Source organism: Pseudomonas sp. PLB05, assembly GCF_021106615.1.
Classification (GTDB): domain Bacteria; phylum Pseudomonadota; class Gammaproteobacteria; order Pseudomonadales; family Pseudomonadaceae; genus Chryseomonas; species Chryseomonas benzopyrenica.
Genome location: NZ_JAJOHO010000001.1, coordinates 707426 through 732925, shown reverse-complemented (window position 1 = coordinate 732925; position 25500 = coordinate 707426). Strand labels below are relative to the sequence as shown.

General features: G+C 66.9%; 20 protein-coding genes. 16 read left to right on the top strand and 4 right to left on the bottom strand.

The annotated features are described in order from the left end of the window. The first annotated feature begins 103 nt into the window (after nucleotides 1–103). From LRS53_RS03400 to LRS53_RS03355, 10 genes are all read left to right on the top strand, one after another. On the top strand, nucleotides 104–2137 hold the full coding sequence (locus tag LRS53_RS03400; protein WP_231354936.1) for a M13 family metallopeptidase: 2034 nt from the start codon (nucleotides 104–106) through the stop codon (nucleotides 2135–2137). 73 nt (nucleotides 2138–2210) lie between these two features. Then, complete coding sequence (locus tag LRS53_RS03395; protein ID WP_231354935.1) at nucleotides 2211–3881, top strand: bifunctional protein-serine/threonine kinase/phosphatase; 1671 nt, start codon at nucleotides 2211–2213, stop codon at nucleotides 3879–3881. Nucleotides 3882–3944: 63 nt separating this feature from the next. Further along, nucleotides 3945–5189 (top strand): nitrate- and nitrite sensing domain-containing protein, encoded by a 1245-nt coding sequence (locus LRS53_RS03390; RefSeq protein ID WP_160924454.1) that lies wholly within the window; start codon nucleotides 3945–3947, stop codon nucleotides 5187–5189. Between the two features lie 235 nt (nucleotides 5190–5424). Next, complete coding sequence (locus LRS53_RS03385; protein WP_231354934.1) at nucleotides 5425–6750, top strand: CmpA/NrtA family ABC transporter substrate-binding protein; 1326 nt, start codon at nucleotides 5425–5427, stop codon at nucleotides 6748–6750. Between the two features lie 33 nt (nucleotides 6751–6783). Continuing rightward, entirely contained in the window at nucleotides 6784–7629 is an 846-nt protein-coding gene (gene ntrB, locus LRS53_RS03380) for a nitrate ABC transporter permease (RefSeq protein WP_231354933.1), read from the top strand. 206 nt (nucleotides 7630–7835) lie between these two features. After that, complete coding sequence (locus LRS53_RS03375; RefSeq protein ID WP_064308987.1) at nucleotides 7836–8636, top strand: ABC transporter ATP-binding protein; 801 nt, start codon at nucleotides 7836–7838, stop codon at nucleotides 8634–8636. 239 nt (nucleotides 8637–8875) lie between these two features. Beyond that, on the top strand, nucleotides 8876–9622 hold the full coding sequence (gene cobA / locus LRS53_RS03370) for a uroporphyrinogen-III C-methyltransferase (RefSeq protein ID WP_064308986.1): 747 nt from the start codon (nucleotides 8876–8878) through the stop codon (nucleotides 9620–9622). Between the two features lie 61 nt (nucleotides 9623–9683). Next, entirely contained in the window at nucleotides 9684–10703 is a 1020-nt protein-coding gene (locus LRS53_RS03365) for a ligase-associated DNA damage response exonuclease (RefSeq protein WP_064308985.1), read from the top strand. After that, nucleotides 10700–12421, top strand: coding sequence for an ATP-dependent DNA ligase (locus LRS53_RS03360; RefSeq protein WP_064308984.1), 1722 nt, complete (start codon nucleotides 10700–10702; stop codon nucleotides 12419–12421). The genes LRS53_RS03365 and LRS53_RS03360 overlap by 4 nt, the downstream gene beginning before the upstream one ends. A 72-nt stretch (nucleotides 12422–12493) precedes the next feature. Continuing rightward, nucleotides 12494–13528: an FUSC family protein gene (locus tag LRS53_RS03355; protein WP_231354932.1), complete on the top strand. Its 1035-nt coding sequence runs from the start codon at nucleotides 12494–12496 to the stop codon at nucleotides 13526–13528. On the opposite strand, the gene LRS53_RS03350 is transcribed toward LRS53_RS03355, so the two are convergent. After that, entirely contained in the window at nucleotides 13468–13950 is a 483-nt protein-coding gene (locus LRS53_RS03350) for a hypothetical protein (protein WP_231354931.1), read from the bottom strand. The genes LRS53_RS03355 and LRS53_RS03350 overlap by 61 nt on opposite strands. Before the next feature lie 456 nt (nucleotides 13951–14406). Here LRS53_RS03350 and LRS53_RS03345 point away from each other — a divergent pair, with 456 nt between their 5' ends. The 5 genes from LRS53_RS03345 to LRS53_RS03325 all read left to right on the top strand — a co-directional run bounded on the left by LRS53_RS03345 (nucleotide 14407) and on the right by LRS53_RS03325 (nucleotide 18685). Then, entirely contained in the window at nucleotides 14407–15186 is a 780-nt protein-coding gene (locus LRS53_RS03345) for an ABC transporter substrate-binding protein (RefSeq protein WP_064308980.1), read from the top strand. A gap of 102 nt (nucleotides 15187–15288) precedes the next feature. Continuing rightward, a complete protein-coding gene (locus tag LRS53_RS03340; protein WP_231354930.1) occupies nucleotides 15289–16029 on the top strand; it encodes an ABC transporter permease in 741 nt (246 codons plus the stop codon). Beyond that, a complete protein-coding gene (locus tag LRS53_RS03335; RefSeq protein ID WP_231354929.1) occupies nucleotides 16026–16736 on the top strand; it encodes an ABC transporter permease in 711 nt (236 codons plus the stop codon). The genes LRS53_RS03340 and LRS53_RS03335 overlap by 4 nt, the downstream gene beginning before the upstream one ends. 37 nt (nucleotides 16737–16773) lie before the next feature. Beyond that, on the top strand, nucleotides 16774–17886 hold the full coding sequence (locus LRS53_RS03330; protein WP_231354928.1) for a succinylglutamate desuccinylase/aspartoacylase family protein: 1113 nt from the start codon (nucleotides 16774–16776) through the stop codon (nucleotides 17884–17886). 34 nt (nucleotides 17887–17920) lie between these two features. Beyond that, nucleotides 17921–18685, top strand: a complete 765-nt coding sequence (locus LRS53_RS03325; protein WP_231354927.1) for an ABC transporter ATP-binding protein — start codon at nucleotides 17921–17923, stop codon at nucleotides 18683–18685. Between the two features lie 82 nt (nucleotides 18686–18767). On the opposite strand, the gene LRS53_RS23585 is transcribed toward LRS53_RS03325, so the two are convergent. Continuing rightward, nucleotides 18768–18899 (bottom strand): hypothetical protein, encoded by a 132-nt coding sequence (locus tag LRS53_RS23585; protein WP_269216620.1) that lies wholly within the window; start codon nucleotides 18897–18899, stop codon nucleotides 18768–18770. Nucleotides 18900–19364: 465 nt separating this feature from the next. Between LRS53_RS23585 and LRS53_RS03320 the strand changes: the two genes are divergently transcribed. Continuing rightward, the gene (locus LRS53_RS03320) at nucleotides 19365–20090 is read left to right on the top strand and encodes a TorF family putative porin (protein ID WP_026083989.1); all 726 of its coding nucleotides are present in this window, start codon (nucleotides 19365–19367) and stop codon (nucleotides 20088–20090) included. A 16-nt stretch (nucleotides 20091–20106) separates the two neighbouring features. On the opposite strand, the gene LRS53_RS03315 is transcribed toward LRS53_RS03320, so the two are convergent. Then, nucleotides 20107–24453 carry a DEAD/DEAH box helicase gene (locus LRS53_RS03315; RefSeq protein ID WP_231354926.1) on the bottom strand — a complete coding sequence of 1449 codons (4347 nt, stop codon included), beginning with the start codon at nucleotides 24451–24453 and terminating at the stop codon, nucleotides 20107–20109. A gap of 53 nt (nucleotides 24454–24506) precedes the next feature. Further along, a complete protein-coding gene (locus tag LRS53_RS03310) occupies nucleotides 24507–25451 on the bottom strand; it encodes an NAD(P)-dependent oxidoreductase (RefSeq protein ID WP_231354925.1) in 945 nt (314 codons plus the stop codon). Nucleotides 25452–25500 lie beyond the last annotated feature (49 nt).

Below are 25500 nucleotides of genomic sequence, written 5' to 3'. Positions count from 1 at the left end.
TGGCCCCGGTGAAACACCCGCCCTTGGCAGGGTCGCACCGCGACCGCTACCCTCGACCCCTACTCTGCCTTCTTCTGCCCTTTTCTGGAGACCGCTTTCTCCCATGCCTGCGTTGAAACCCCTCGCCCTGACCATCGGCCTGCTGCTTGGCAGCCAGGCTTTCGCCGCCCCTGTCTTCGACGTCACCGAACTGGGTGACCCGGCAACTGCCTGTACCGACCTCGACACCTTCGTCAATGCCAAGTGGGTGGCGGCCAACCCCATCCCGCCGGACAAGTCGCGCTGGGGTTCCTTCATGGCCCTGGGGGAAAAATCGCTCAACGACCAGCACGCCATCCTGCAACGTGCCGCGCGCTCGGCGGATCGCGCGGAAGCGGGTTCGGTAGAACAGAAGATCGGCTGGCTGTATCGCTCGGGCATGGACGAAGCCGCCATCGAGCGCGCCGGCTATCAGCCGATCCAGGCGCAACTGGCCGCCATCGATGAGTTACGCACCACGGCCGACGTGGTGAAGTACCTGCAACAGAGCTTCGCCCGTGGCGATATGCAGGTGTTCTCCTTCGGTTCCGGCGCCGACTATCAGAATGCCAAGCAGCAGATCGCCTACGCCTACCAGGGAGGCCTGGGCCTGCCCACGCCCGACTATTACACCCAAGCCGACTACGCGAAGCTGCGCCAGGCCTATCTCGGCCATATCGCCCGGCTGCTGGTGCTGACCGGAGTGCCCAAGGACAAGGCGGCCGCCCAGGCCGAACTGGTGCTGGCCTTCGAAAGTCGCCTGGCGCGGGCTTCCGTCAAGCCGGTGGAGCTGCGCAATCCGGAGAATCAGTATCACTACCTCAGCTTCGCCGAAGCCAACAAGGTCACGCCGCACTTCGACTGGCAAGCCTTCTTCGCCAGCCAGGGCGTCACTGGCCAGCAGGGCTTTTCCTTGTCCCAGCCCGGCTTCTTCGCCGAATTCGACCGGATGCTGGCCGAGACCCCCATCGAGCAATGGCAGGCCTATCTGCGCGCCCATGTGATCGACGATGCGGCGCCGCTGCTGTCCAAACCCTTCCAGCAGGAGAGCTTCGACTTCAACCAGAAGACCCTAAGCGGCCAGCAGCAACAGAGCGAACGCTGGAAGCGGGTGCTGCGCGCGGTCAACGGTGCCATGGGCGAAGGCCTTGGCCAGCTCTATGTGCAAGAGCACTTCTCGCCCCAGGCCAAGGCCCGCGCCCAGGAGCTGGTGGACAACGTGATGCTGGCGCTCAAGGCGCGCATCGAGCAGCTCGACTGGATGAGCCCCGAGACCAAGCAGAAGGCGCTGGCCAAGTGGGACAGCTTCCTGCCCAAGATCAGCTATCCCGAGCGCTGGCGCGACTGGAGCGGCCTGACCCTCAAGCCCCAGGGCTTCTACGCCAACCTGGAAGCCGCCTCGCGCTTCAACTATCGCCATGACCTGGACAAGATCGGCAAGCCCACCGACCGCCAGGAATGGGGCATGTACCCGCAGACGGTCAATGCCTACTACAGCCCCACCGACAACACCATCAACTTCCCCGCCGCCATCCTGCAGCCGCCGTTCTTCTATCCGGACGGCGACGATGCCATCAACTACGGCGGTATCGGCGCAGTGATCGGTCACGAGGCCAGCCATGGTTTCGACGACCAGGGCAGCAAGTTCGACGGCGCCGGCAACCAGGTGGACTGGTGGACCCCGGCCGATCGCAAGGCCTTCGAAGCCCGCACCGGCAAGCTGGTGGAGCAATTCGACAACTATCGTCCGCTGCCGGACCACCCGGACCTGCACGTCAACGGCAAGCTCACCCTGGGCGAGAACATCGGTGATCTCGGCGGCATCAATGCAGCCTACGACGCCCTGCAACTGGCGCTGGCGAAGAAGCCGGAGGAAGCCAACCGCACCGTCGACGGCTACACCCAGCAGCAGCGCTTCTTCCTCAACTGGGCACGGGTCTGGCGCAGCTCCGTGCGTGAGGAACAGCTACGCCTCTCGCTCAACACCGACCCCCATGCGCCCATGAGATTCCGCGCCATCGGCGCGCCGTCCAACATGCCGTCCTTTGCCCAGGCGTTCAGCTGCAAGGCGGGCGATGCCATGGTCCGACCGAACGAGAAACGCGTGGAAATCTGGTGAGGGGCCGGGGGCGTCCGGTGAACGGGTATCGCTTTTGCATCGGCTGTCGCCCCTCCCTGTCAGCGCCCCTTCCATGCCCCTAGAACTCGCCTTTGCCGAAGCCACCGCGACCGGTCCGCGCAAGGAAAACCAGGACGCCTTGCGCAGCGTCCAGCCCAGTGCGGCCCTGGCGGCGACCAAGGGACATCTGTTCGCCCTGGCCGATGGCGTCAGCGGCTGTCCGGACGGTGGCCTGGCCGCGCGCGCGACGCTCCAGGCCCTGGCCCAGGACTACTACTCCACGCCGGAGACCTGGCCGGTGGCCCAGGCTCTGGAACGGCTGCTGCTGGCGCAGAATCGCTGGCTGCAGGCCGCCGGCAATGGCCAGCCACTGCTGACGACCCTTACCGCCCTGGTGATCCGCGGGCGGCGCTACACCCTGGCCCATGTCGGCGACTGCCGTGCCTATCGCTGGTATGGCGGTCGGCTGACCTGTCTCACCGTCGACCACGTCTGGCAGCAGGCCGGCATGCAGCATGTGCTGACTCGGGCCCTGGGGCTGGAGAACCACCTGGTGGTGGATTTTCGCGAAGGCGAGCTGGACGCCGGCGAAACCCTGCTGCTGGTGAGTGACGGCGTCTGGGCGGCACTGGGCGAAGACAGCATGAGGCATATCCTGGTCGATGGCGTGACGGACCTGGATGCCACCGCCCAGGCGCTGGTGGCCGGGGCCCTGCATGCCGGCGGCCAGGACAACGCCAGCGCCCTGCTGGTGCGGGTCGACCGCCTGCCCGACATCTCCCTGGCCGACACCCTGGCCAATGCCGATACCTGGCCGCCGCTGCCCGCCTTGAAGCCCGGCCAGGCCTTCGAAGGCTGGACGGTGGTGGAGCGTCTGGCCGAATCGCGGCAATCGCTGCTCTATAGGGTCAGGGACGAAGCTGGCCGCCCCTGGCTGCTCAAGACCCTGCCCGCGGCGCTGCAATTCGACACCCTGGCCGGTCATGCTCTGCTCATGGAGGAATGGTTCCTGCGCCGCGTCGCCGGTCGCGCCTTCGTCGAGGTGCATCCGCTGCCCCAGCGCGCCCATCTCTATTTCGTGCAGCGCGAGTATCCCGGGCGCACCCTGGCACAACAGCTGGCCAGCGACGGACCCCTGGCGCTGGCCGACTGGCTGGACGTCGCCTCGCGCCTGTTGCGTGCCCTCGGCCAGCTGCACCGACGCAACATCCTCCATCGTGACATCAAGCCGGACAATCTGCATCGTGGGCAGGACGGTGAGCTGCGCCTGCTGGATTTCGGCCTGGCCTATTGCCCGCAACTGTCCCAGGATCTGCAGGACAGCCCGGGCACCCCCAGCTACCGCGCTCCGGAGTCCTTCGAGGGCGCCGCGCCGAGTCCGGCCCAGGATCTCTATGCCGCTGGCGTGACCCTCTACCTACTGCTGACCGGCGGCTATCCCTACGGCGAGGTGGAACCCTTCCAGCGCCCACGCTTCGGCGCGCCCGCCAGCGTCCTGCGCCGGCGCCCGGATGCGCCGGCCTGGCTGGAAGACTGGCTGCAACGCGCCGTGGCGGTAGAGCCGGGCGATCGCTTCGAAACCGCCGAAGAAGCCCTGCTGCTGTTGGAACAAGGCGAACGCCAACTCCTGACCCGCCCCCTGCCGCTGCTGCAGCGCGATCCCCTGCGCACCTGGCAGATCGTGGCGACCTGTTCGCTGACGCTGAATCTTTTGCTGATACTGCTCTGGCTCTATCGGCACTGATCGCGCGACGAAGTGGAGCAGCTTTTGCAGGCCACTGGCCAGCACCCTGTCTGAGCCCGCGCCATGTCCGATCACCAGATGCCCCCCGCCCTGCGCTTCATGCTCGCGGCGCGGCGCTGCGAATTGCAGCAGCTGGAAGGGCTCGCCCTGACGTGCGAGCTGGTGGAACGCGCCAGTGAACTGGTGCATGACCTGCAGCGCGAGCGGGGTTTCAGCAATGTTCTGCTGGGTACCGGCAACGATCGCTACCGCACCGCGCTGGAGCAGCATTCGACGACCGCGCGTCACAGCGAGGCCGGGCTGCGCGCCTGCCTGGAGGCCCTCGATGCCAGGGTGACCCAGGAACGGCCCCGGCTGCTCAATCGCATCGCCTGTGTCCTGCACCTGCTCGATGGCCTGAGCGGCCTGAGACGCGCCATCGTCGAACGCCGGGTGCAGATGCAGCAGGCCACGGGTACCTTCTCGCACCTGATCGGCAGCCTGCTGGCGGTCATCTTCGAGGCGGCGGACACGGCCAGCGATCCAGGTTTGAGCCGCGCGCTGGTCGCCCTGTTCAACTTCATGCAGGGCAAGGAACTGGCGGGCCAGGCTCGGGCGGTGGGCGTCGTCGGCTTCGCCCAGGGCTACTTCGACCAGGATCTGCTGGCGCGCCTGGATGAACTGGACGGTGGCCAGCTGCGCTGCTTCGCCGGCTTCCTCGACCACGCCGACGCCCGGGCAGCCGCCATCTGGGACGAGGTCCAGGGCTGCGCCTCACGGCAGCAGATCGAACAGCTGCGCACCATGGCCCGGCGCACCTCACCGACCACGCCGGTGGCAGGGGTCCTCGCCGAGCTCTGGTTCGAGCTCAATACCCGTCGTCTGGATGCCATGCAGGCAGTGGCCCAGCATCTGGTGGCGGCCTTGCGGACCCGGTGCGCGGCCAGCATCAGGGACGCCCAGGCCGATCTCGACAGCCATCGCAAACTGTCGCGGCGGCTGGCCGAACTCGACCGCGAACCGGGTCAGCCGCTGCTGTTCAGCCTGGCGGCCAATCCGGTGAGCGACGCGGGGCCGGGCGAGGCGCCCGCCGGCATCCTCGACCTGCTGCAGGCCCAGACCCGGCGGCTGCACGAGGTCGAGGCGGAATTGCAGGAGACTCGCCAAGCGCTGGCCGAACGCAAGCTGCTGGAGCGCGCCAAGCAGCGTCTCATGGAGCAGTTGGCGCTGCCCGAAGCCGAGGCTCATCAGCATCTGCAGCGCCTGGCGATGCGCAGCGGCGTGGCCTTGGCCGAGGTGGTCCGCCGGATCCTGGCGCAGCCCGGCTGATAGCGCAGCGTGCGCCCGGACGGCGCACATCGGCAGGGATTCGCCCCGCCACTGTGCGCCAGACGGCACCTCATCTCCAGCAAAGCCGCCATTCGGCGCTTGGCACGGTCTCTGCAATCACCCTCCTGAGCGAGTTTCGCTCCCACAGCATCTCCCGGACGACGGCGTCCACCCTCGCAGCTATGGCTGCCGAGCGTGGGCGCCTTTTTTTATGCCCGCGCATTAAGGACAGACGATGGACGACAACTCCCGTAACGATGACCAGGCCGGTCGTGGACTCCCCCGCCGCAGTTTCCTCAAGCAGTCGCTCGGTATGCTGGGCGCGGGCGCGGCCCTCAGTCTGCTGCCGCCCGGTCTGAAATCCGCCGCCTGGGCAGCGGGCAGCGATACCGTGGAGACGACCAAGGCCAAGCTCGGCTTCATCGCCCTCACCGATGCCGCCCCGCTGTTCGTCGCCGATGAGCTGGGACTGTTCGCCAAGTACGGCATGACCGAGGTGGAGGTGCTCAAGCAGTCCTCCTGGGGCACCACCCGCGACAACCTGGTGCTGGGCTCGGCAGCCAACGGTATCGACGGCGCCCATATCCTCACGCCCATGGTCTATCAGCTGGCCGCCGGCAAGATCACCCCCAATGGCCAGCCGTTGCCCATGGCGCTGTTGGCCCGCCTGAACGTCGACGGCCAGGGTATCTCCTTGTCCAACGACTACCGGGAGCAGAAGATCGGCCTCGACGCCAGTGGCTTCAAGAGCGCCCTGGCCGCCCGCCACGCCGCCGGCAAGAAAACCTCGGCGGCCATGACCTTTCCCGGCGGTACCCATGATCTCTGGATCCGCTACTGGCTGGCGGCCAATGGCATAGATCCGAATCGGGACATCACCACTTTGGTAGTGCCCCCGGCGCAGATGGTGGCCAACATGAAGGTGGGCAACATGGACACCTTCTGCGTCGGCGAGCCCTGGAACGCCCAGCTGATCAAGCAGAACATCGGCTACAGCGCCCTGACCACCGGCGAACTCTGGGCCAACCACCCAGAGAAGGCCCTGGCCCTGCGCGCCGACTACGTCCAGGCCAATCCCCGGGCCACCCTGGCACTGCTCAAGGCGGTGCTGGAGGCTCAGCAGTATTGCGACGTGGCGGCCAACAAGGCCAAGGTCGCCGAGATCTGTGCCAAGCGCCGCTGGATTGGCGCGCCCGCCGACGACGTGGTCGGCCGCCTGCAGGGCACCTTCGACTACGGCACCGGCCGGGTCGTGCAGAACAGCCCGCACGTGATGAAGTTCTGGAACGAGCACGCCTCCTTCCCCTATCAGAGCCACGATCTCTGGTTCATCACCGAGAACCAGCGCTGGGGCTATCTGCCCGGCGCTCTGGATGCCCAGGGGCTGATCGCCAAGGTCAACCGCGCCGATCTCTGGCGCGAAGCGGCGGCGGCCATCGGCGTGCCGACCGGCGACATCCCCAGCGGCAACTCGCGCGGCACGGAAACCTTCTTCGACGGCAAGGTGTTCGATCCCGCCGATCCCAAGGCCTATCTCGCCAGCCTGACGCTCAAGGTCTGACGTCCCCCCCCTTTTGCCAGAGGAGTTTCGCCCATGAACGCCCACACCCGGCTACCCAAGGCCCTCGCCACCTTTCGCCCGCAAACCCGCCTGCGTCGGCTTGGCCAGCAGGTGCTACGCAATGGCCTGCCCCCGCTGGTGGTGAGCGCCCTGCTACTGATTGTCTGGCAGCTGCTGTGCAGCCGTCCCGGCGCGGCCTTGCCGCCGCCGAGCCAGGTGGTCAGCGACACCTGGGAGCTGATCACCCAGCCCTTCTACGACAATGGCGGCAACGACGTGGGCATGGCCTGGCAACTGCTGGCCAGCCTCGAGCGCGTCGCCTACGGCTATCTGCTGGCCGCGGTGGCGGGCATCGCCCTGGGCGTGCTGGTGGGGCAATCGGTCTGGGCCATGCGCGGCCTCGATCCGTTGTTCCAGGTGCTGCGCACCGTGCCACCGCTGGCCTGGCTGCCGCTGTCCCTGGCCGGCTTCAAGGACAGCCATCCCTCGGCCCTGTTCGTCATCTTCATCACCGCCATCTGGCCGATCATCATCAATACCTCGGTAGGCATCCGCAACATTCCCGAGGACTACCGCAACGTGGCGCGGGTGCTGCGCCTCAATGGCTGGGAGTACTTCCAGAAGATCATGCTGCCGGCGGCGGCGCCCTACATCTTCTCCGGCCTGCGCATCGGCGTCGGCCTGTCCTGGCTGGCCATCATCGCCGCCGAGATGCTGATCGGCGGCGTCGGCATCGGCTTCTTCATCTGGGATGCCTGGAACGCCTCGCGCATCAGCGACATCATCCTGGCGTTGGTCTACGTCGGCGTCATCGGCTTCCTGCTCGACCGGCTGGTGGCCTTCATCGGTCGTCTGGTCACCCGCGGCACCGCGAACTAGTGCGGTGTTTCAGAAGCTATCTACCCAATTTTGGCGGCGCTTTTTGCCCGCAGCGGCGGACCGCCCCGGGCGGCGTTGCCACTCCTCGCCATAGCCCTGCTATGACTCGTCGCGGCGCCTAGCCCGCTCGGGGCGCCAAACCGAACAAAAATCACTCGCCAATTCTTGCGCGAACTTCTGAAGCACCACACTAGAGGATTCCCATCATGGCCCAGCCCTATCTGAGCATCGAGCATATCGACAAGAGCTTCACCCGCAACGGCCTCACCTCCACGGTGCTGCGCGACGTCAATCTCAAGATCGAGCACGGCGAGTACATCTCCATCATCGGCCACTCCGGCTGCGGCAAGTCCACGGTGCTCAACATCGTCGCCGGCCTGATCGAGCCGACCTCCGGCTCGATCCTGCTGGAGAATCGCGAGGTCCGCGGTCCGGGTCCCGAGCGCAGCCTGGTGTTCCAGAACCATTCGTTGCTGCCCTGGCTGACCGTCTACGAGAATGTCGCCCTGGCGGTGGACAAGGTGTTCAAGGGCACCAAGAGCAAGGCCGAACGCCACGCCTGGACGCTGCACAACCTGGAAATGGTCAACATGGGCCATGCCCTGCACAAAAGGCCCAGCGAAATCTCCGGCGGTATGAAGCAGCGGGTCGGCATCGCCCGCGCCCTGGCCATGCAGCCCAAGGTGCTCTTGCTGGACGAACCCTTCGGCGCCCTGGATGCCCTCACCCGGGCGCATCTGCAGGACGAAGTGATGCGCATCCAGAGCGAATTGCGCAATACGGTGATGATGATCACCCACGACGTGGACGAGGCGGTACTGCTCTCGGATCGCATCGTCATGATGACCAACGGCCCGGCGGCCACCATCGGCGAAATCCTCACCATCGACCTGCCGCGGCCTCGCGATCGCATCACCCTGGTGGACGATCCGCGCTACAACGGCTATCGCCACGCGGTGCTGAGCTTTCTCTATGAAAAGCACAGCCACCCCGGCGCAGTGGCCTGATCGCGCCCCCTTTCGAGGCACACCGCCTCGAAAGAGGGCAGCCGTCGGTGGCTATCGGCTCGGATCACCGCAGAATGCGGGCAGGCGGCAGCTGGCATGAAGCGTGCACCCTGCTAGCTATCAGCGGTCTTTCTTCAACGGCGAGGAAAGACCCTTTGGACAAAGGCGTCCCAGCTGCTTGCAGCGGGACGCCTTTTTTTTGCGTTACAGTCGCCACCCTGACTACGAGAGGTCACTACATGAGCGGGAAAGTCTGGTTGATCGGCGCCGGCCCCGGCGATCCCGAGTTGCTGACTCTCAAGGCGGTACGCGCCCTGGGCGAGGCCGAAGTGGTGATGATCGATGACCTGGTCAATCCGGCGGTGCTCGAACACTGCCCGACCGCCCGGGTGATCCGCGTCGGCAAGCGCGGCGGCTGTCGCTCCACGCCCCAGGCCTTCATCCACCGGCTGATGCTGCGTTACGCCCGCCAGGGCCGTTGCGTGGCCCGGCTCAAGGGTGGCGATCCCTGCATCTTCGGGCGTGCTGGCGAGGAAGCCGAATGGCTGGCCGCCCGCGGCGTCAGCAGCGAGATCGTCAATGGCATCACTGCCGGCCTGGCCGGCGCCACCGCCTGCGGCATCTCCCTGACCCTGAGGGGCGTGGCCCGCGGCGTGACCCTGGTCACCGCCCACACCCAGGACGACAGCGCGCCCAACTGGCCCGCCCTGGCGGCCACTGGTACCACCCTGGTGGTCTACATGGGCGTGGCGCGTCTGGCCGAGATTCAGCAGGGTCTGCTGGATGGTGGTCTCGCGCTGACAACCCCCGTAGCCATGATCGAGAACGCCTCCCTGCCCAGCCAACGCGAGTGCCGCTCGACCCTGCAGGATCTGCAGGTGGACGCCACGCTCTTTCAGCTCCGCAGTCCGGCGATCCTGGTGATCGGCGAGGTGGTGGGCCAGGCGGCTCTGCAACAGGCGCTGAGCTTCGCCGCCCAGGCCTGAGCGGCGAACTCAGGCACCCCGCCGCCGTTCCTATGGGTAATCCCCCAGCAGAGCGGCGCCCATGGACCTCGTCATCGCCCGCCCGGACGGCCTCTATTGCCCGCCCGGCGACTTCTACATCGATCCCTGGCATCCGGTGGAGCGCTCGGTCATCACCCATGGCCACGGCGACCATGCCCGGGTAGGCAACGGTCACTATCTCGCCACCTCGGGCAGTGCCGGCATCCTGCGCGCCCGGCTGGGGGCGGACATCAACCTCCAGACCCTGGAATACGGCGAGGTCATCGACCACCACGGGGTCAAACTGAGCTTCCATCCGGCCGGCCATGTGCTGGGCTCGGCGCAAGTGCGCCTGGAATACCGTGGCGAGGTCTGGGTGGCCTCGGGTGATTACAAGGTGGAGCCCGATGGCACCTGCACCCCCTTCGAGCCGGTGCGCTGCCATACCTTCATCACCGAATCCACCTTTGGCTTGCCGATCTATCGCTGGCGACCCCAGGCGGAGATCTTCGCCGAGGTCAATGAATGGTGGCGCGCCAACCAGGCCCAGGGACTGGCCAGCGTCCTCTACAGCTATGCCTTCGGCAAGGCGCAGCGGCTCCTGCACGGCCTGGATCCGGAGATCGGCCCCATCCTCGCCCATGGCGCGGTGGAACCCCTGAACCGGGTCTATCGCGAGGCCGGGATTCGCATCCCCGAGACCCACTATGCCGGCGATTTCAAGAAGAGCGACCCCACGTTGCGCCAGGCGCTGATCATCGCCCCGCCCTCGGCCGGCGGCAGCACCTGGATCCGCCGCTTCGGCGAGCACAGCGATGCCTTCGCCAGCGGCTGGATGATGCTGCGCGGCACCCGCCGTCGGCGCGGAGTGGATCGTGGCTTCGTGCTCTCCGACCACGCCGACTGGCCGGGCCTGCTGTGGGCCATCGAGCAGACCGGCGCCGAGAGGGTGATGGTCACCCATGGTTCGGTGGCCACCCTGGTGCGCTATCTGCGCGATCAGGGTCTGGACGCCCAGGGCTTCACCACCGAATACGGTGAGGAAGACGATACCCCCGTCGCCGCGGAGGCCCAGGCATGAAGGCCTTCGCCGAACTCTATGGCCGTCTCGACGCCACTACCTCCAGCAATGCCAAGCTGGCCGCCCTGGTGGACTACTTCGGCAGCGCCCCGGCCGCGGATGCCGCCTGGGCGGTGTATTTCCTCGCCGGCGGCCGCCCCCGGCGCCTGGTGCCGACCCGGCAGCTGCGCGAGCTGACCATGGCGCTCTCCGGCCTGCCCGAATGGCTGTTCGAGGAGAGCTACCAGGCGGTCGGCGACCTGGCCGAGACCATGGCGCTGCTGATTCCCACCGCCGATGCCGCCAATGCCGAAGGCTTGGCCTTCTGGCTGGAGGAATACCTGCTGCCCCTGCGCGGGCTGCCGCCGGAAGAGCTGGCCGAGCGGCTGCCGCCGCTCTGGGGCCAGCTGGATCGCCAGAGTCTGATGGTCTGCATCAAGCTGATCACCGGTGAGTTCCGCGTCGGTGTCTCCAAGCTGCTGGTGACCCGCGCCCTGGCCACCCTGGCGGACCTGGATCCCAAGCGCGTCGCCCAGCGCCTGGTGGGCTATACCGATCTCTCCCATCGCCCCACCGCCGAGGGCTATGCCCGACTGGTCGCTCCGGAAAGCCCGGATGAGCATGCCCAGCGGGGTGGTCAACCCTATCCGTTCTTTCTCGCCCACGCCCTGCAACTGCCGGTGGAGCAGTTCGAGGCGCAACTGGGCCCGGCCGAAGACTGGCAGGTGGAATGGAAGTGGGACGGTATCCGCGCCCAGTTGGTCAAGCGCGACGGTCGCCTGTGGATCTGGTCGCGGGGCGAAGACCTGGTCACCGATCGCTTTCCCGAACTGCATCCCCTCGCGGAATCGCTGCCCGACGGTACCGTCATCGACGGCGAGATCGTGGTCTGGAAGGAAGACGCCGCCCCCGACACCCTGCTCAGCAGTGAGGAGGTCAGCGAGCACCAGGATGACCAGGATCCGGCCGCGCCCATCCCCTTCGGCGTGCAGCCCTTCGCCCTGCTGCAGCAACGCATCGGCCGCAAGACCCTGGGCAAGAAGATCCTCGAAGACGTACCGGTCATCCTGCTCGCCTACGACCTGCTCGAATGGCAGGGCCACGACCTGCGCAGCCAGCCGCAACGTCAGCGCCGCGCCGAGCTGGAACGGGTGGTGGCGCGCTGTGCCAGTCCGCTGCTGCGCCCCTCGCCGCTGCTGCACGGCAAAGACTGGCAGGATCTCGCCCGCCAGCGCGAGGCCTCACGCACCCTGGGGGTCGAAGGCATGATGCTCAAGGCCCAGGATTCGCTCTATGGCGTCGGTCGTACCAAGGACATGGGCACCTGGTGGAAATGGAAGGTCGATCCCTTCTCGGTGGATGCGGTGCTCATCTATGCCCAGCGCGGCCATGGGCGGCGTGCCAGTCTCTATTCCGACTACACCTTCGCCGTCTGGGACGGTCCGCCGGAGAGCAGCGAACGTACCCTAGTGCCCTTCGCCAAGGCCTATTCGGGGCTTACCGACGAGGAGATGCGCAAGGTGGATGCCATCGTCCGCCGCACCACGGTGGAGAAGTTCGGCCCGGTACGCAGTGTCGAGCCGACCCTGGTGTTCGAGCTGGGTTTCGAGGGCATCGCCCTGTCCAAGCGCCACAAGAGCGGCGTCGCCGTGCGCTTTCCGCGGATGCTGCGCTGGCGCCACGACAAGCCGGTGGCCGAAGCCGATACCCTCGACATCCTGCAGCAGCTGCTGGCCTAGCGGATGACCGGCCAGGCACCGCCACCGGTAGCCGATGGTGCCATAGGCGCGCCGCAGGAACCCCGCTGGGCCTTGGCGCTCGCTTGCCTCCCGGCCTTGGCGGCGATCCTGCTTGCCGGCTGGTGGACGGGGACTTGGCTGCCTTGCGTGGTAGCCCTGGGTGGCGCCTATACCGTCGGCTTCGGCGCCTACAAGAGCTTTGCCGCAGAACCCTTGGCGCCCATGCTGGTGGCGGCGCTGGGGATGGCCTTTTCTGCCGTGGTTGGCTCCCTGCTGGGCCATCAGCTGCCGGCGCTGGTCATGGCCGGCGCCCTCTGGGCCGCCTGCTGCGCCTGGCTGTTCGCCGTCGGCAACGGCCCCTGGTGGATCACCCAGCAGTGGACGGTGGCCCTGCTGGTCGCTGGTGGCTTTCCCGGTGATCTGCAGCAAGCCTTGCTGCGGGGCGGCCTGGTGCTGGGCGGTGGGCTGCTGCAACTGCTGCTTTTCGCCCTGGTGCAAAAGGCCCTCTACCGCTCCCAGTGGCGGCTGCGCACCGGCTCCCTGAAGGCCCATCTCTGGGAAGTGGTAGCCCTGTTCGCCGACAGGTTACGGCTCGGCCGCTACGGCTTCTATGCGGCCGCCGTGGTCGCCCTCTGCCAGACCCTGACCGGCCTGCTCGACTACGGCCACGGCTACTGGGCGCCCATGACCGCCCTGCTGGTGCTCAAGCCGCGACTGGGCGACACCTGGCGGCGCGGCCTGGGTCGGCTGGGCGGCACCCTGGCCGGCTGCCTGCTGGCGGGCGCGGTGGTCTGGCTCGACGATACGCCCGCCGTCCTGGCCGGTGCCTGCCTGCTGTGCGCGGCGGGCGCCTATCTGCTGCAGGACGGGCGCTACTCGCTGCAGACGCTGTTCATCACCGGCACCACGGTGCTGATGGTGGCCCTGGCCGGCGCACCCGAGGCGAGCATCGCCCGGGAACGGATCGGCAGCACCCTGCTGGGCGGTGCGGTCGCCCTGCTGTTCCTGGCGCTGGAAGCGGGCGTCGAACGAGGACTCGCCCGCCTTCAGCGACGCCGCCGGTTGCGCCAGGCGAACACCAGCAACCCCAACAAGGCACCCAGGTAGCTGCCATCGTGCATCCAGGCCGCCAGCAGGAAGCCACGGCTGTCCTGCACGCAGGCAGGAACCCGCTGCACGCTGCCCAGCTCCAGGACGAGCCAGCCCAGGCCCAGGCCCAGAAAGGCGAAGCTCAAGGCTCCGAACAGGACGGCCGCGCTGCCGCGCCAGAGATAGCGCTCCATGCCAGCACGCCCGCGCGCCAGCCAGAGCAGCGCCAGACCCAGCGGCAGGCCTGCCACCGCGCCAGCGTGAAGGCCGACCCTCGCCGCTCGCCAGCGCGCCACATCGGTGTCGAGCAAACCGAACTGCGGAAATTTCAGGCAGTGGAAGTAGTCCGGACCTATGCGGTAGCTGAGCTGGTCATGCAGCGCCCCATAGAGCGCGGCCAGGGCGATCAGCGCCAATAGCCTGCCCAGGCCTCGCGCCACCGGCTAGCCCAGGGCCTTGTGGTAGCTGTGCAACCCCGTTCCCAGCGGTCGCGGCAGAAAGCCGCAGAGCACGCCAGAGGTCATCGCATTTTCCCGGCAGGTCATCTCGCCTCACTCCCGTTTCCTTTGCACACAGCCACACGCCGCTATTGCTACCGAGCAGATACGATGTCTTATCGAATCGGCTCTTCTGCTACCTTTCTGCCCACCTTTGGCGCAGGCGTATCTTTTTAGACCCAAAGCGGTGCGTTCGTCCGCCCTGGGCAGGAAAGCCGCGCCTTTCCGGTGCATAATGCGCGCCGCTCGGCTGGGTCGGCTGCGACAGGATGTAACCAACGCGGCAACCGCGTACAGATTTGGGACGATCTTCGCCGACTGGTAAGCTTATTGCTCCCGCGAGGGCACGGGCGTCGTACTGGCGCCATGATTTCATCCACATTCGCACTAGGATCCGACATGAAAAAAAGCTGGCTGACTCTCTCTGCGCTCGCCCTGTGTCTGGCCGCCGGTTCGGCGATGGCCAAGGAATGGAAAGAGATCCGCTTCGGTGTGGACACCACCTACCCGCCTTTCGAATCCCAGGCCGCCGATGGCAGCTTCGTCGGCTTCGACATCGAACTGGGCAACGCCATCTGCGAAAAGCTGGAAGTGAAGTGCAAGTGGGTGGTGAGTGACTTCGACGGCCTGATCCCCGGCCTGCGGGCGCGCAAGTTCGACGGCATCCTATCCTCGCTGACCAAGACCCCGGCCCGTGCCGAACAGATCGACTTCTCCGACCTGCTGTGGTCGGGTCCCTCCTCCATGGTCGTCAAGGAAGGCTCCAACCTGCAGGCCACTCCGGAAAGCCTGAAGGGCAAGACCGTCGGCGTGCAGCAGGGCACCATCCAGGAAACCTTCGCCAAGCAGAAGCTGGCGCCCAACGGCGTCAACGTCCAGAGCTACCAGAACCAGGATCAGGTCTATGCCGACCTGGTGTCCGGCCGTATCGACGTCGCCATGCAGGACATGCTGCAGGCCGAGGGTGGCTTCATGAAGTCGCCCCAGGGCAAGGGCTACGTCAACACCGCCATCCACGACGAGCTGCTGCCGGCCGATACCGCCGTCGGTATTCGCAAGGGCAACGACGAGTTCAAGACCTTCGTCAACAAGGGCATCGCGGCCATCCACGCCGACGGTACCTATGACAAGATCCAGAAGAAGTACTTCGGCGACCTGAACCTCTACGATCCCAAGTAAGGTTCGCTCGGCAGACGCCCCCGGTGCCACCGGGGGCGTTTTACGTATGACCGTTGGCGCTCACCGTGCCCGCGGCCTCACCAGGCGATTCTCCCAAGACGCATGCAGCAGAATTCCTTCGACTCCTTCTTGCAGTCCATCGGACTGGGCACGCTCAGCCTGCATGGCTACGGCCCGCTGATCCTGGAAGGCACCCTGACGACCCTCAAGCTCGCCGGCTTCGCGCTGGTGGTGGCGGTCATCCTCGGCCTGCTCGGCGCCTCGGCCAAGCTGTCGCGCCTCGCCCCCCTGCGCTTCATTGCCCAGAGCTACACCACCCTGATCCGTGGCGTGCCCGATCTGGTGCTGATGCTGCTGATCTTCTACAGCCTGCAGAACTGGCTGGGCGCCCTTACCGACTACATGGGTTGGGATTACATCGACATCGATCCCATGGCCGCCGGTGTCGCCACCCTCGGTTTCATCTACGGCGCCTACTTCACCGAGACCTTTCGCGGCGCCATCCTCGCCGTGCCGCGCGGTCAGGGCGAGGCTGCCGTGGCCTATGGCCTGACCCGCTGGCAGACCTTCACCCTGATCACCTTTCCGCAGATGATGAGATTCGCCCTGCCTGGTATCGGCAACAACTGGCAGGTGTTGCTCAAGGCCACCGCGCTGGTCTCCATCATCGGCCTGGCCGATCTGGTCCGCGCGTCCCAGGAAGCCGGCAAGGGCACCTTCAAGCTGTTCTACTTCCTGATCGTCGCCGGCGTCATCTATCTGCTCATCACCGCCGTGACCAACGCCATCCTCGGGGCCCTGGAACGGCGCTATCACGTCGGCGTGCGGGAGGCCAAGCGATGATCGAACTCCTCCTGCAATACTGGAAGCCCCTGCTGTGGACCGATGGCTACCACATCACCGGCCTGGCCATGACCCTCTGGCTGCTGGTGGCCTCGGTGGTGATCGGCTTCGTCGTTTCGGTGCCCCTGTCGGTAGCCCGGGTGTCCGAGCGCCGCTGGCTGCGCTGGCCGATCGGCTTCTACACCTACGTCTTTCGTGGCACCCCGCTCTATCTGCAGCTGCTGATCTGCTACACCGGCATCTACAGCCTGGGCTTCGTGCGTGACCAGCCCATGCTGGGCAGCTTCTTCCGTGACGGCCTGAACTGCACCATCCTGGCCTTCGCCCTGAACACCTGCGCCTACACCACGGAGATCTTCGCGGGGGCCATCCGCAACACGCCCCATGGCGAAGTCGAGGCGGCCAAGGCCTATGGCCTGGACGGCTGGCGGCTGTACGTGCACGTGATCCTGCCTTCGGCGCTGCGCCGCTCGCTGCCCTTCTACAGCAACGAAGTCATCATGATGCTGCACTCCACCACCCTGGCCTTTACCGCCACGGTGCCGGACCTGCTCAAGATCGCCCGCGATGCCAACACCGCCACCTTCCTGACCTTCCAGGCCTTCGGCCTGGCCGCGTTGCTGTACCTGGCGGTGTCCTTCATCCTGATCGGCCTGTTCCGCCTGGCGGAGCGCCGCTGGCTGGCCTTCCTCGGCCCGACCCACTGACCCAAGCGGCCGCGCCTGGCGCGGCCCCGGAGTTGTCATGCGCCATCTCACCCATCCGCTGGTCGCCCCGGTCCCGGGCACCGAGCGCTGCATCCACAGCTTCCACTTCGGCCCCGCCGAGAGTGGCCGCAAGGTCTATATCCAGGCCTCGCTGCATGCCGACGAATTGCCCGGCATGCTCACCGCCTGGCACCTCAAGCAGCGTCTCCGGGCGCTGGAAGCCGCCGATGAGCTGCTGGCGGAGGTGGTGCTGGTGCCAGTGGCCAACCCCATCGGCCAGGACCAGCAGGTCGCCGACGTGCACCTGGGTCGCTACGAGCTGGAAACGGGCCAGAACTTCAACCGCCGCTTCCGCGACATGACCGCCCAGGTCGAAGCCGCCATCGCCGAGCGCCTGGGTGACGACGTGGCCGCCAACCAGGCCCTGGTACGCGAGGCCTTCCGCACGGCCCTGGCCGCCGAAACCGCCAGTACCCAGCTCGACAGCCAACGCCTGACCCTGCAGCGCATGGCCTGCGACGCCGAGGTGGTGCTCGACCTGCATTGCGATTTCGACGCCGTCGCCCACCTCTACACCACGCCGGAAGCCTGGCCCCAGGTGGAGCCGCTGGCGCGTTACTTCGGTTCCGAGGCCAGCCTGCTCGCCACCGACTCGGGCGGCCAGTCCTTCGACGAATGCTTCACCCTGCTCTGGTGGAATCTCCACCAGCGCTTCGGCGAGCGGCTGCCGCTGGGCAGCCTGTCGGTGACCCTGGAACTGCGCGGCCAGCTGGACGTGCGCGACGAACTCGCCGCGGCGGACGCCGAGGCCATAGTCAACTACCTGCGTCATCAGGGCTTCCTGAGCGGCGTCGCCGCACCGCTGCCGCCCCTGCTGCAACCGGCCACGCCCCTGGCGGCGGTCGAGCCCGTGGCGAGCGCCCAGGGGGGCGTGCTGGTACTCAAGGCCCAGGTAGGCGAGCGCATCGAGGTCGGTCAGGTGCTGGCGCAGGTCATCGACCCCATCAGCGATCGCGTGGAGGAGGTCCGCAGCGCCGTCGCTGGCATCCTCTATGCGCGCTCCAATCGCCGCATGGCCACGGCTGGCATGGTGATCGCCCACGTGGCGGGCACCGAGGCCTATCGCAGCGGCTACCTGCTCTCGCCGTGACCCCTACCCCTTTTCAGCTGTGGAATCCCTATCCATGTACAAACTGACCGTCGAAGGCCTGCACAAGCGTTACGGCGACCACGAAGTGCTCAAGGGCGTCTCGCTCAAGGCCAAGACCGGCGATGTGGTCAGCCTGATCGGCGCCAGCGGCTCCGGCAAGAGCACCTTCCTGCGCTGCATCAACTTCCTCGAGCAGCCCAACGCCGTGACCATGACCCTGGACGGCGAGCCCATCCGCATGGCCGATGACCACGGCGCGGTGCGGGTGGCCGATGCGGCTCAGCTGCAGAACCTGCGCACGCGCCTGGCCATGGTCTTCCAGCATTTCAATCTCTGGAGTCACCTGAGCGTGCTGGACAACATCACCCTGGCGCCGCGCAAGGCCCTGGGTGTGGGCAAGGCGGAAGCCGAGGACCGTGCACGCACCTATCTGGAGAAGGTCGGTCTACCGGCACGCGTGGCTGACCAATATCCAGCCTTCCTCTCCGGTGGTCAGCAGCAGCGGGTCGCCATCGCCCGCGCCCTGGCGATGGAACCGGAGATCATGTTGTTCGATGAACCTACCTCGGCGCTCGACCCGGAATTGGTCGGCGAGGTGCTCAAGGTCATTCGCGCTCTCGCGGAAGAAGGTCGCACCATGCTCATGGTGACCCACGAGATGGCCTTCGCACGGGAGGTGTCTTCCCAAGTGCTATTCCTGCACCAGGGGGTGGTGGAGGAAGAAGGGCCGCCAAGCGAAGTACTGGCGAGTCCGCGGAGCGAACGTCTGCGCCAGTTCCTCAGCGGCAATCTCAAGTAGGCCTCGGGTCCCTGCCTGGGGACCCCGTGCGAACCAGGCGGCGCCAGCCACCCAGGTTCGTACCCGCCACTGCCGAGGTCGCTTAGCGACGCAGCTGCGTGCGACGCCGGTGGGCAGCCAACTGCTCGCGCTCGCGGCTGGAAATCGGGATGGCCTTCACCAGGCCGAGTCGGGCGAGCAGGTCCAGCATCAGAGCTTGTATACGGTCGTTCATGGAAACTCCTCGAGCCAGCGCTCAGTCAGGGACAGCTACAGCGGGCAGGGCTTGCTGCCCTCCTCCACAATATTGAGTCTTCACCGACCGATTCAATCCACAGGGCTGCGGTTGTTCGTCGCAACAGGGCTGAGCTTTGTCAGAAAGTATGTCTCTAGGCTGCCTGCCAGAGATGTCAGCTAGCAGACGTCACTGATTGGCCAGATGCCGATTGTTATTGGAACCCATAACAAATCTGTCTGTCTTGATCTGCGTGGCGAGTTCAATCCACCTCTCGAAACCTGACGAATGGTGAAAAAACACTGCCTTCGTTGGTTATCATCCCAGAGTGATAACGGGTTAGCCGCGGTTCCTCATCCAATAACAACGATGTCATCAGGGTGTCCGCACTCCGATGTTTTCCCTGCTTGTTGTTATCTCCATTACTTTCATCAGGCGCGTCACCAGCACGGCGGGAGTGCTTCCATGAACAGATCCTTACCTCTATTTCTCGTCCTCGGACTCCTGGGCAGCCCGGTGATGGCGGCCAGCTGGGGCATGCAGCGCGAGGTGGGGGATTTCGCTCTGAAGATGAGCACGGCGCCGTCCCGCAGCATGGCTCAGGGCCTGGTCGCGCCGAACTCCGCCGGCATGGGCGGCGGCTTCGATCTCACCCATGACAGCGGTCTGTACTTCGGCCAGTGGACGACCAACAACGCCTCGTCCGCAGAAGCGCCCCTGCTGGAGATGGATACCTATGCGGGCTACAAGCATCGCTTCGCGCCCGGCTACGGCTACGAACTGGGTGTGATCAACTACAGCAACCTGATCCAGAACGTCGATCCCAGCCGCGAGCTGTATTCCGGCATGACCGTCTATGGCAAGCGCCTGGGCGCGGCCTTTGCCAATGACCCCGGACGCCAGAACGCCTCGCTCTACGCCGACCTGGGTACCCTGCCGCTGATCAAGACCGGGGTCTCGCTCAAGTACACCAACTATGTGCTGGACATGCCCACCACCCTCGACAGCGGCGGCATGGTGCGCAGCTTCAATGACTGGTCGGTGAATCTGAGTCGCAAGTGGGTTAACACCCTGTTCAACCTGACCTACAGCGGCACCAGCCTGAGAGGCGCCGACTGCTCGGTGTATTCGGGTCACAACACTTATTGCGACAGCGCCCTGATGCTCAAGGCCTCTCACCCCTTCTTCTAAACACCACAGCTGTCCGCTACTGCCGCAATAGACTGCGCCCAAGCCCCACCTGGGGACGTTCCCGCCCCAGTTGCTGCAGGGCCTGCCGCGCCCGCACCTGTTCCCCGGCCTCCAGCTCGACCAGCCAATTGATCTTCGCTCCTACCCGGGTGGCGATGGGTACGCCATCGCGATAGAGCAGGCGATTGCCGGCCACGGCAGGCACCTTGGCGCCCGGCAGCAAGGTGCCGACCAGATTGAGCGGATCCAGCGCCGACACGCATACCCACAGATCCTCCGGCAGCCGCTGGCGCCATTCCCGCAAGGGTGCGATGGCGGCCGGATCGGCGAACTGTTCGCCGGACAAGCCGGCGATGAAGCGACCGCCCCGGATCTCGCCACGAGCCTCCAGACGATGGCAGGCGCGCAAGAGATCGCGCCAGGGGGGCAACACCTCGCTCTCACGCTGCAGCAGTTGCCAGCAGAGCACGCCATAGCGGCGCAGCAACAGCCCGACCAGCCGCTCCAGCAGGGCATCCGGCAACCGCTCCTCAGTAGGGGCCTCGGCCAGTCGCAAGGCCGCCCAGCGCCCGGCGTCGTCCATGCCGCCATAAAGAGGCATTCGCCCGCGGCGCAGACCGGTGCGGCTGCCGCGCTTGGCTGCTGGTAGCAACAGGGCGCGCAGACCGGCGAAGCTGTCGGCGTTGACCGCGCCCCTACCAACCAACTCGCCCAGGGCCGTTTCCAGCTCGCTGCGCAACAGGCGCGCCTCGCCGAGCAGCTCATCGAAGAAGGAGGCGCCGCGACGCGTCAGCACCTCCAGCACCCGCTGCCCCTTGGGCGACAGGGCCTCGGCCAGCGGGGGCGCGGTGAGGCTGTTCCAGTCGGCCAGGTGGCGCCGGGGCAGCAGGACGATGGGTGACCCCTTGACCGGGCCGCCGCCTCCGCGTCCGGGTTGCGGCAGGCGCAGCCAGACGACCCGACCAGCGCGGCAGAGATCATCGAGGTGGGTAAACTGGTAATCCGGTAGACGACTGGGCAGGACCTCCCCTTCCCAGCCGGCGGCGGCGACCTCGAAGCCCTCCAGCAGGCCGATGACCTGCTCAAGGCCCTCGTTACCTCTCAGGGTCGCCGGACCGGTCAGATGGTGGTGCTCCAGGAGGAATCTCAGGTAGTCGGCCAGCGGCACCGGCTCGATGGCCTTGCGCAGTCGCCCCAGGGTATAGCGATGGATCCGCGCCAGGAGATGGCGCTCGCACCACTCCACGGCGCTGCCTGCCTCGGTGAAGCGCCCCTGCAGCACATAGCCTTCGCCCTGCAGGGCCAGCAGGGCCGGCGTGAGACGCGCCGGCGGGAGCCCGAGGCTGGCGGCCAGCAGATCCTGGTCCACCGGACCGAGGGCGGTCAGACGCGCGCGCAGGAGTTCCACCAGCGCCCCCTCAGGATCCACCGGCGCCTTGAATCCGGGCGGAGGACTGAGCAGCGGCTCCGTGGGGGTATCGGGAAACAGCACCTGAAAGAACGGCAGGCGCTCGGCCGCGATCCACAGGGTGAGCTCCGGCAGCCGCAGCCGCCCGGCTCGGCCGGCTTTGACCAGCTGGCGGGCCTGGGTCTGGTGCGGTGCCAACTCGGCCTCGGTGAGAAAGCCGACGCCCAACAGGGCTTCATGCAGGTCGTCGGCACTTTCCAGCCGTGGCCAGGCTTCTTCGCGCACTAGAGCGATCGCGGCGGGATCCAGGGCGCCCAACTCGTCGGGCTCGGCGCCGCCGAAGCGGCGATTCTGCACCGCGAGCGTCCGCCGCTCCTCGACCGGGGCATCGTCCAGATAGGCATAGGGCTTGGCCGTGAGCACCTCGGCGGCCAGTGGTGACGGCCCGGGCAGGTCGCGGGTGAGCAGGGTCAGCTGGCCAGAGGCGATGCGCGCCAGCAGCGCCAGCCAGCCACGGCTGTCGAGGGACTCGTGGAGGCAGTCGTCGAGGGTCTGGCGGACCAGCGGGTGATCAGGTACCTGGCGCTCGCCGGCGAGATTCTCCAGGCAGGCGACCTGATCGGGAAAGACCGTGGCCAGGAGGTCTTCGCTGCGCATGCGCTGCACCTGGGTCGCCACCTTGCGCCCGGCGCTGAAGCGCGGCAGGGCCAGGGCCGTGGTGGCATTCCAGCGCCAGCGCACGGCGAACAGTGGCGCATCGAGCAGGGCCTGGATCAGCACGGTCTCGGCGGTGGCCGGATGCAGGTAGCGCCAGACCTCGTCGAGGACGAAGCTGTGGCTCGTCGCCAGGGAGAGGATCAGGGCATTCTCCGTGGCCGCCGCCTGCAGCTCCACATTGAAGTTGCGGCAGAATCTCTTGCGCAGGGCCAGGCCCCAGGCGCGGTTGATGCGGCTGCCGAAGGGCGCATGGATGATCAGCTGCATCCCGCCGGCCTGGTCGAAGAAGCGCTCCATCACTAGCGTCTGCTGCGTCGGTAGCGCACCCAGCGCCTGCCGGGCACGACCCAGATAGTCCACCAACTGGCGGGCGGCACCCTCCTCCAGCTCATAGGCCGCGCCGATGCGGGCGATGGCCGGTTCCGGCGGCTCGTCGGTGCCGGGCAGCAGCGGTTCGAACTCCGCCCGCAGCCGCGCCAGGCCTGCAGACAATTCATCGCTGCGCCCCGGCGCCTCGCCGTGCCAGAAAGGGATGTTGGGCGGCTGCCCCTTGGCATCCTCCACCCGCACCTTGCTGCCTTCGATCTTGACGATGCGGTAGGCGGTGTTGCCCAGCTGGAAGACGTCGCCCACCAGGCTTTCGAAGGCGAAATCCTCGTTGACGCTGCCGACGGTATGGCCCTGGGGTTCGAGCAGCACACTGAAGTCGCCGCTCTCCGGGATGGTGCCGCCGCTCATCACCGCAGTCGCCTTGCCGCCCCGGCGGCCGCGCAGGAGTCCATTGACCGCATCCCGATGGACGTAGGCCGCCCGCGGACCGCGGCGATCCGTATAGCCCTGGCTGAGCATCTCCACCACGGCTCGGTAGTCGGCTTCGCTCAGCCCGGCATAGGGCTCGGCCTGGCGCAGCACGGCCAGCAGGCCGGCTTCGGACCACTCCTGGCAGGCCACCTCGGCCACCAGCTGCTGCGCCAGGACATCCAGCGGCGCCACGGGGATGTGCAGGGTATCCAGCTCACCACGGCGCACGCAGTCGAGCAGCGCCACGCACTCGACCAGGTCGTCCCGCGAGGTGGGAAACAGCCGGCCCTTGGGTAGGCCGCCGACCTGGTGGTTGGCCCGCCCGACCCGTTGCAGAAAGGCGGCGATGGAGCCTGGCGAGCCGATCTGGCAGACCAGATCGACATCGCCGATGTCGATGCCCAGCTCCAGGGAGGCGGTCGCCAGCAGCAGGCGCAATTCGCCGCGCTTGAGGCGCTGTTCGGCGTCCAGTCGCTGTTCCTTGGCCAGGCTGCCGTGGTGGGCGGCGACCTGGGCGTTGCCGAGGCGGTCCGAGAGCTGGCGCGCCATGCGCTCGGCCAGGCGGCGGGTGTTGACGAACACCAGGGTGGTGCGGTGTGCCTCGGCCAGCTCGGCCAGGCGGTCGTAGACCAGCTCCCAGGCCTGGGTGGAGAGCATTGCCTCCAGGGGAATGGGCGGCACCTCCAGGGCCAGATCGCGAGCACGCTGGTGGCCGATGTCGATCACCGTACAGGGCCGGGCCTGCCCCTGGGCATCGCGGCCGACCAGAAAGGCAGCCACCGCGGCCAGCGGCTTCTGGGTGGCGGACAGACCGATGCGTTGCAGCGAACGCCCGGTGAGGGCCTCCAGTCGCGCCAGGCTCAGGGTCAGGTGACTGCCGCGCTTGCCATCGGCGATGGCATGGATCTCGTCGACGATGACGCCACGCACGCTGGCCAGCATTCGTCGCCCGGAGTCCGAACCGAGCAGCACATAAAGGGATTCTGGGGTGGTGACCAACAGATGCGGTGGCCGCCGGCGCATGGCCGCCCGCTCCTTTTGTGGCGTGTCTCCGGTGCGCACCGCCGTGCGTAACGCCAGGGGCGGTAGGTTTTGCGCCTCCAGCGCCGCGCTGATGCCAGCCAGGGGGTCTTCGAGATTGAGGCGGATGTCGTTGGACAGGGCCTTGAGCGGCGACACATAGAGCCAGAGGCAGGCCTCGGGCAGGCCACCCTCCTGCAAGGCCTCCTGCACCAGGCCATCCAACACGGCAAAGAAGGCGGTCAGGGTCTTGCCCGAACCGGTGGGGGCCGCCACCAGTACCGAGGCGCCGGCGCGAATGGCCGGCCAGGCCTGCCGTTGCGCCTCGGTCGGGGCGGGAAAGCGCGTCGTGAACCAGCTGCGCGGCGCGTCGTGAAAGTCCGCCAGACTGGCGGCGGCAGGCGATATTGAGGTCATGCCCCCAATATGGGAGTGGGTACTGGGAGCCTCAACCCAAGCCGACCGGCGGCTCAGGTGATGCGATTGCGCAATTCGCCCCCCTCCAGCATGGCTTCGAGGTTGGCCAGCATGACCTGTTGCTGGGCCTGTTGGGCCGAGGCGGCGTTGGCCGCAACGTGGGGGCTGAGCACCAGGTTGGGCTGCTGACGCAGGCGCTCGGGCACCTCGGGTTCGCGGGCGAAGACATCCAGCGCCGCGCCGGCGATCACCCCCTGCTCCAGGGCGTCGGCCAGGGCCTCTTCGTCGACCACGCTGCCACGAGAGATATTGACCAGGTGGCCTTCGGCGCCGAGTGCGGCCAGGACCTCGGTATCCACCGCGCCCACGGTCTCGGCGCTGGCGCGGACCGCTACCACCAGCACATCGCTCCAGCGCGCCAGCTCCAATAGGCTGCCGTGGTAGAGGTAGTCCAGTTCCGCACGGGGCGAGCGATTGAAGTAGCCGATCTCCATGTCGAAAGCCTCGCCGCGGCGGGCGATGCGCCGACCGATCTCGCCCAGGCCATAGATGCCCAGGCGTCGCCCGGCCAGGCCCGGCACCTGGGGCATGCGCTCGACGGCGTTGCTCTGCCAGCGGCCGCTGCGGACGAAGGTGTCGCCCTGCAGCAGGCAACGCGCGCTGGCCAGGATCAGGCCAAAGGTGAATTCCGCCACGGCGGTGGCATTGGCGTCGCCGGCGGTGGTCACCGCGATGCCGCGCTCGCGACAGGCGGCCAGCTCCACGCCTTCGTAGCCGGTGCCGTAGCAGGCCACCAGGCGTAGCGCCGGCAGAGCGTCCAGCAGGGCGGCACGGGTCGGCAGGCCACCAATGGTCAGCAGCGCCACCGCCTCCTCGGCACCGACGGGCAGCGCCATAGGATCGGTCGGCGAAAAGGGCCCGAGTACCTGGTAATGAGCTTCTAGCTGGGTTACCAGTCCCTGGGGCAATTGCGGGGCCATCAGCAGCGTCGGTTTCATCTTGTAATACTTTCCTTGACCAAAAAACCCAGCGTCGCCAGCGGAGGGC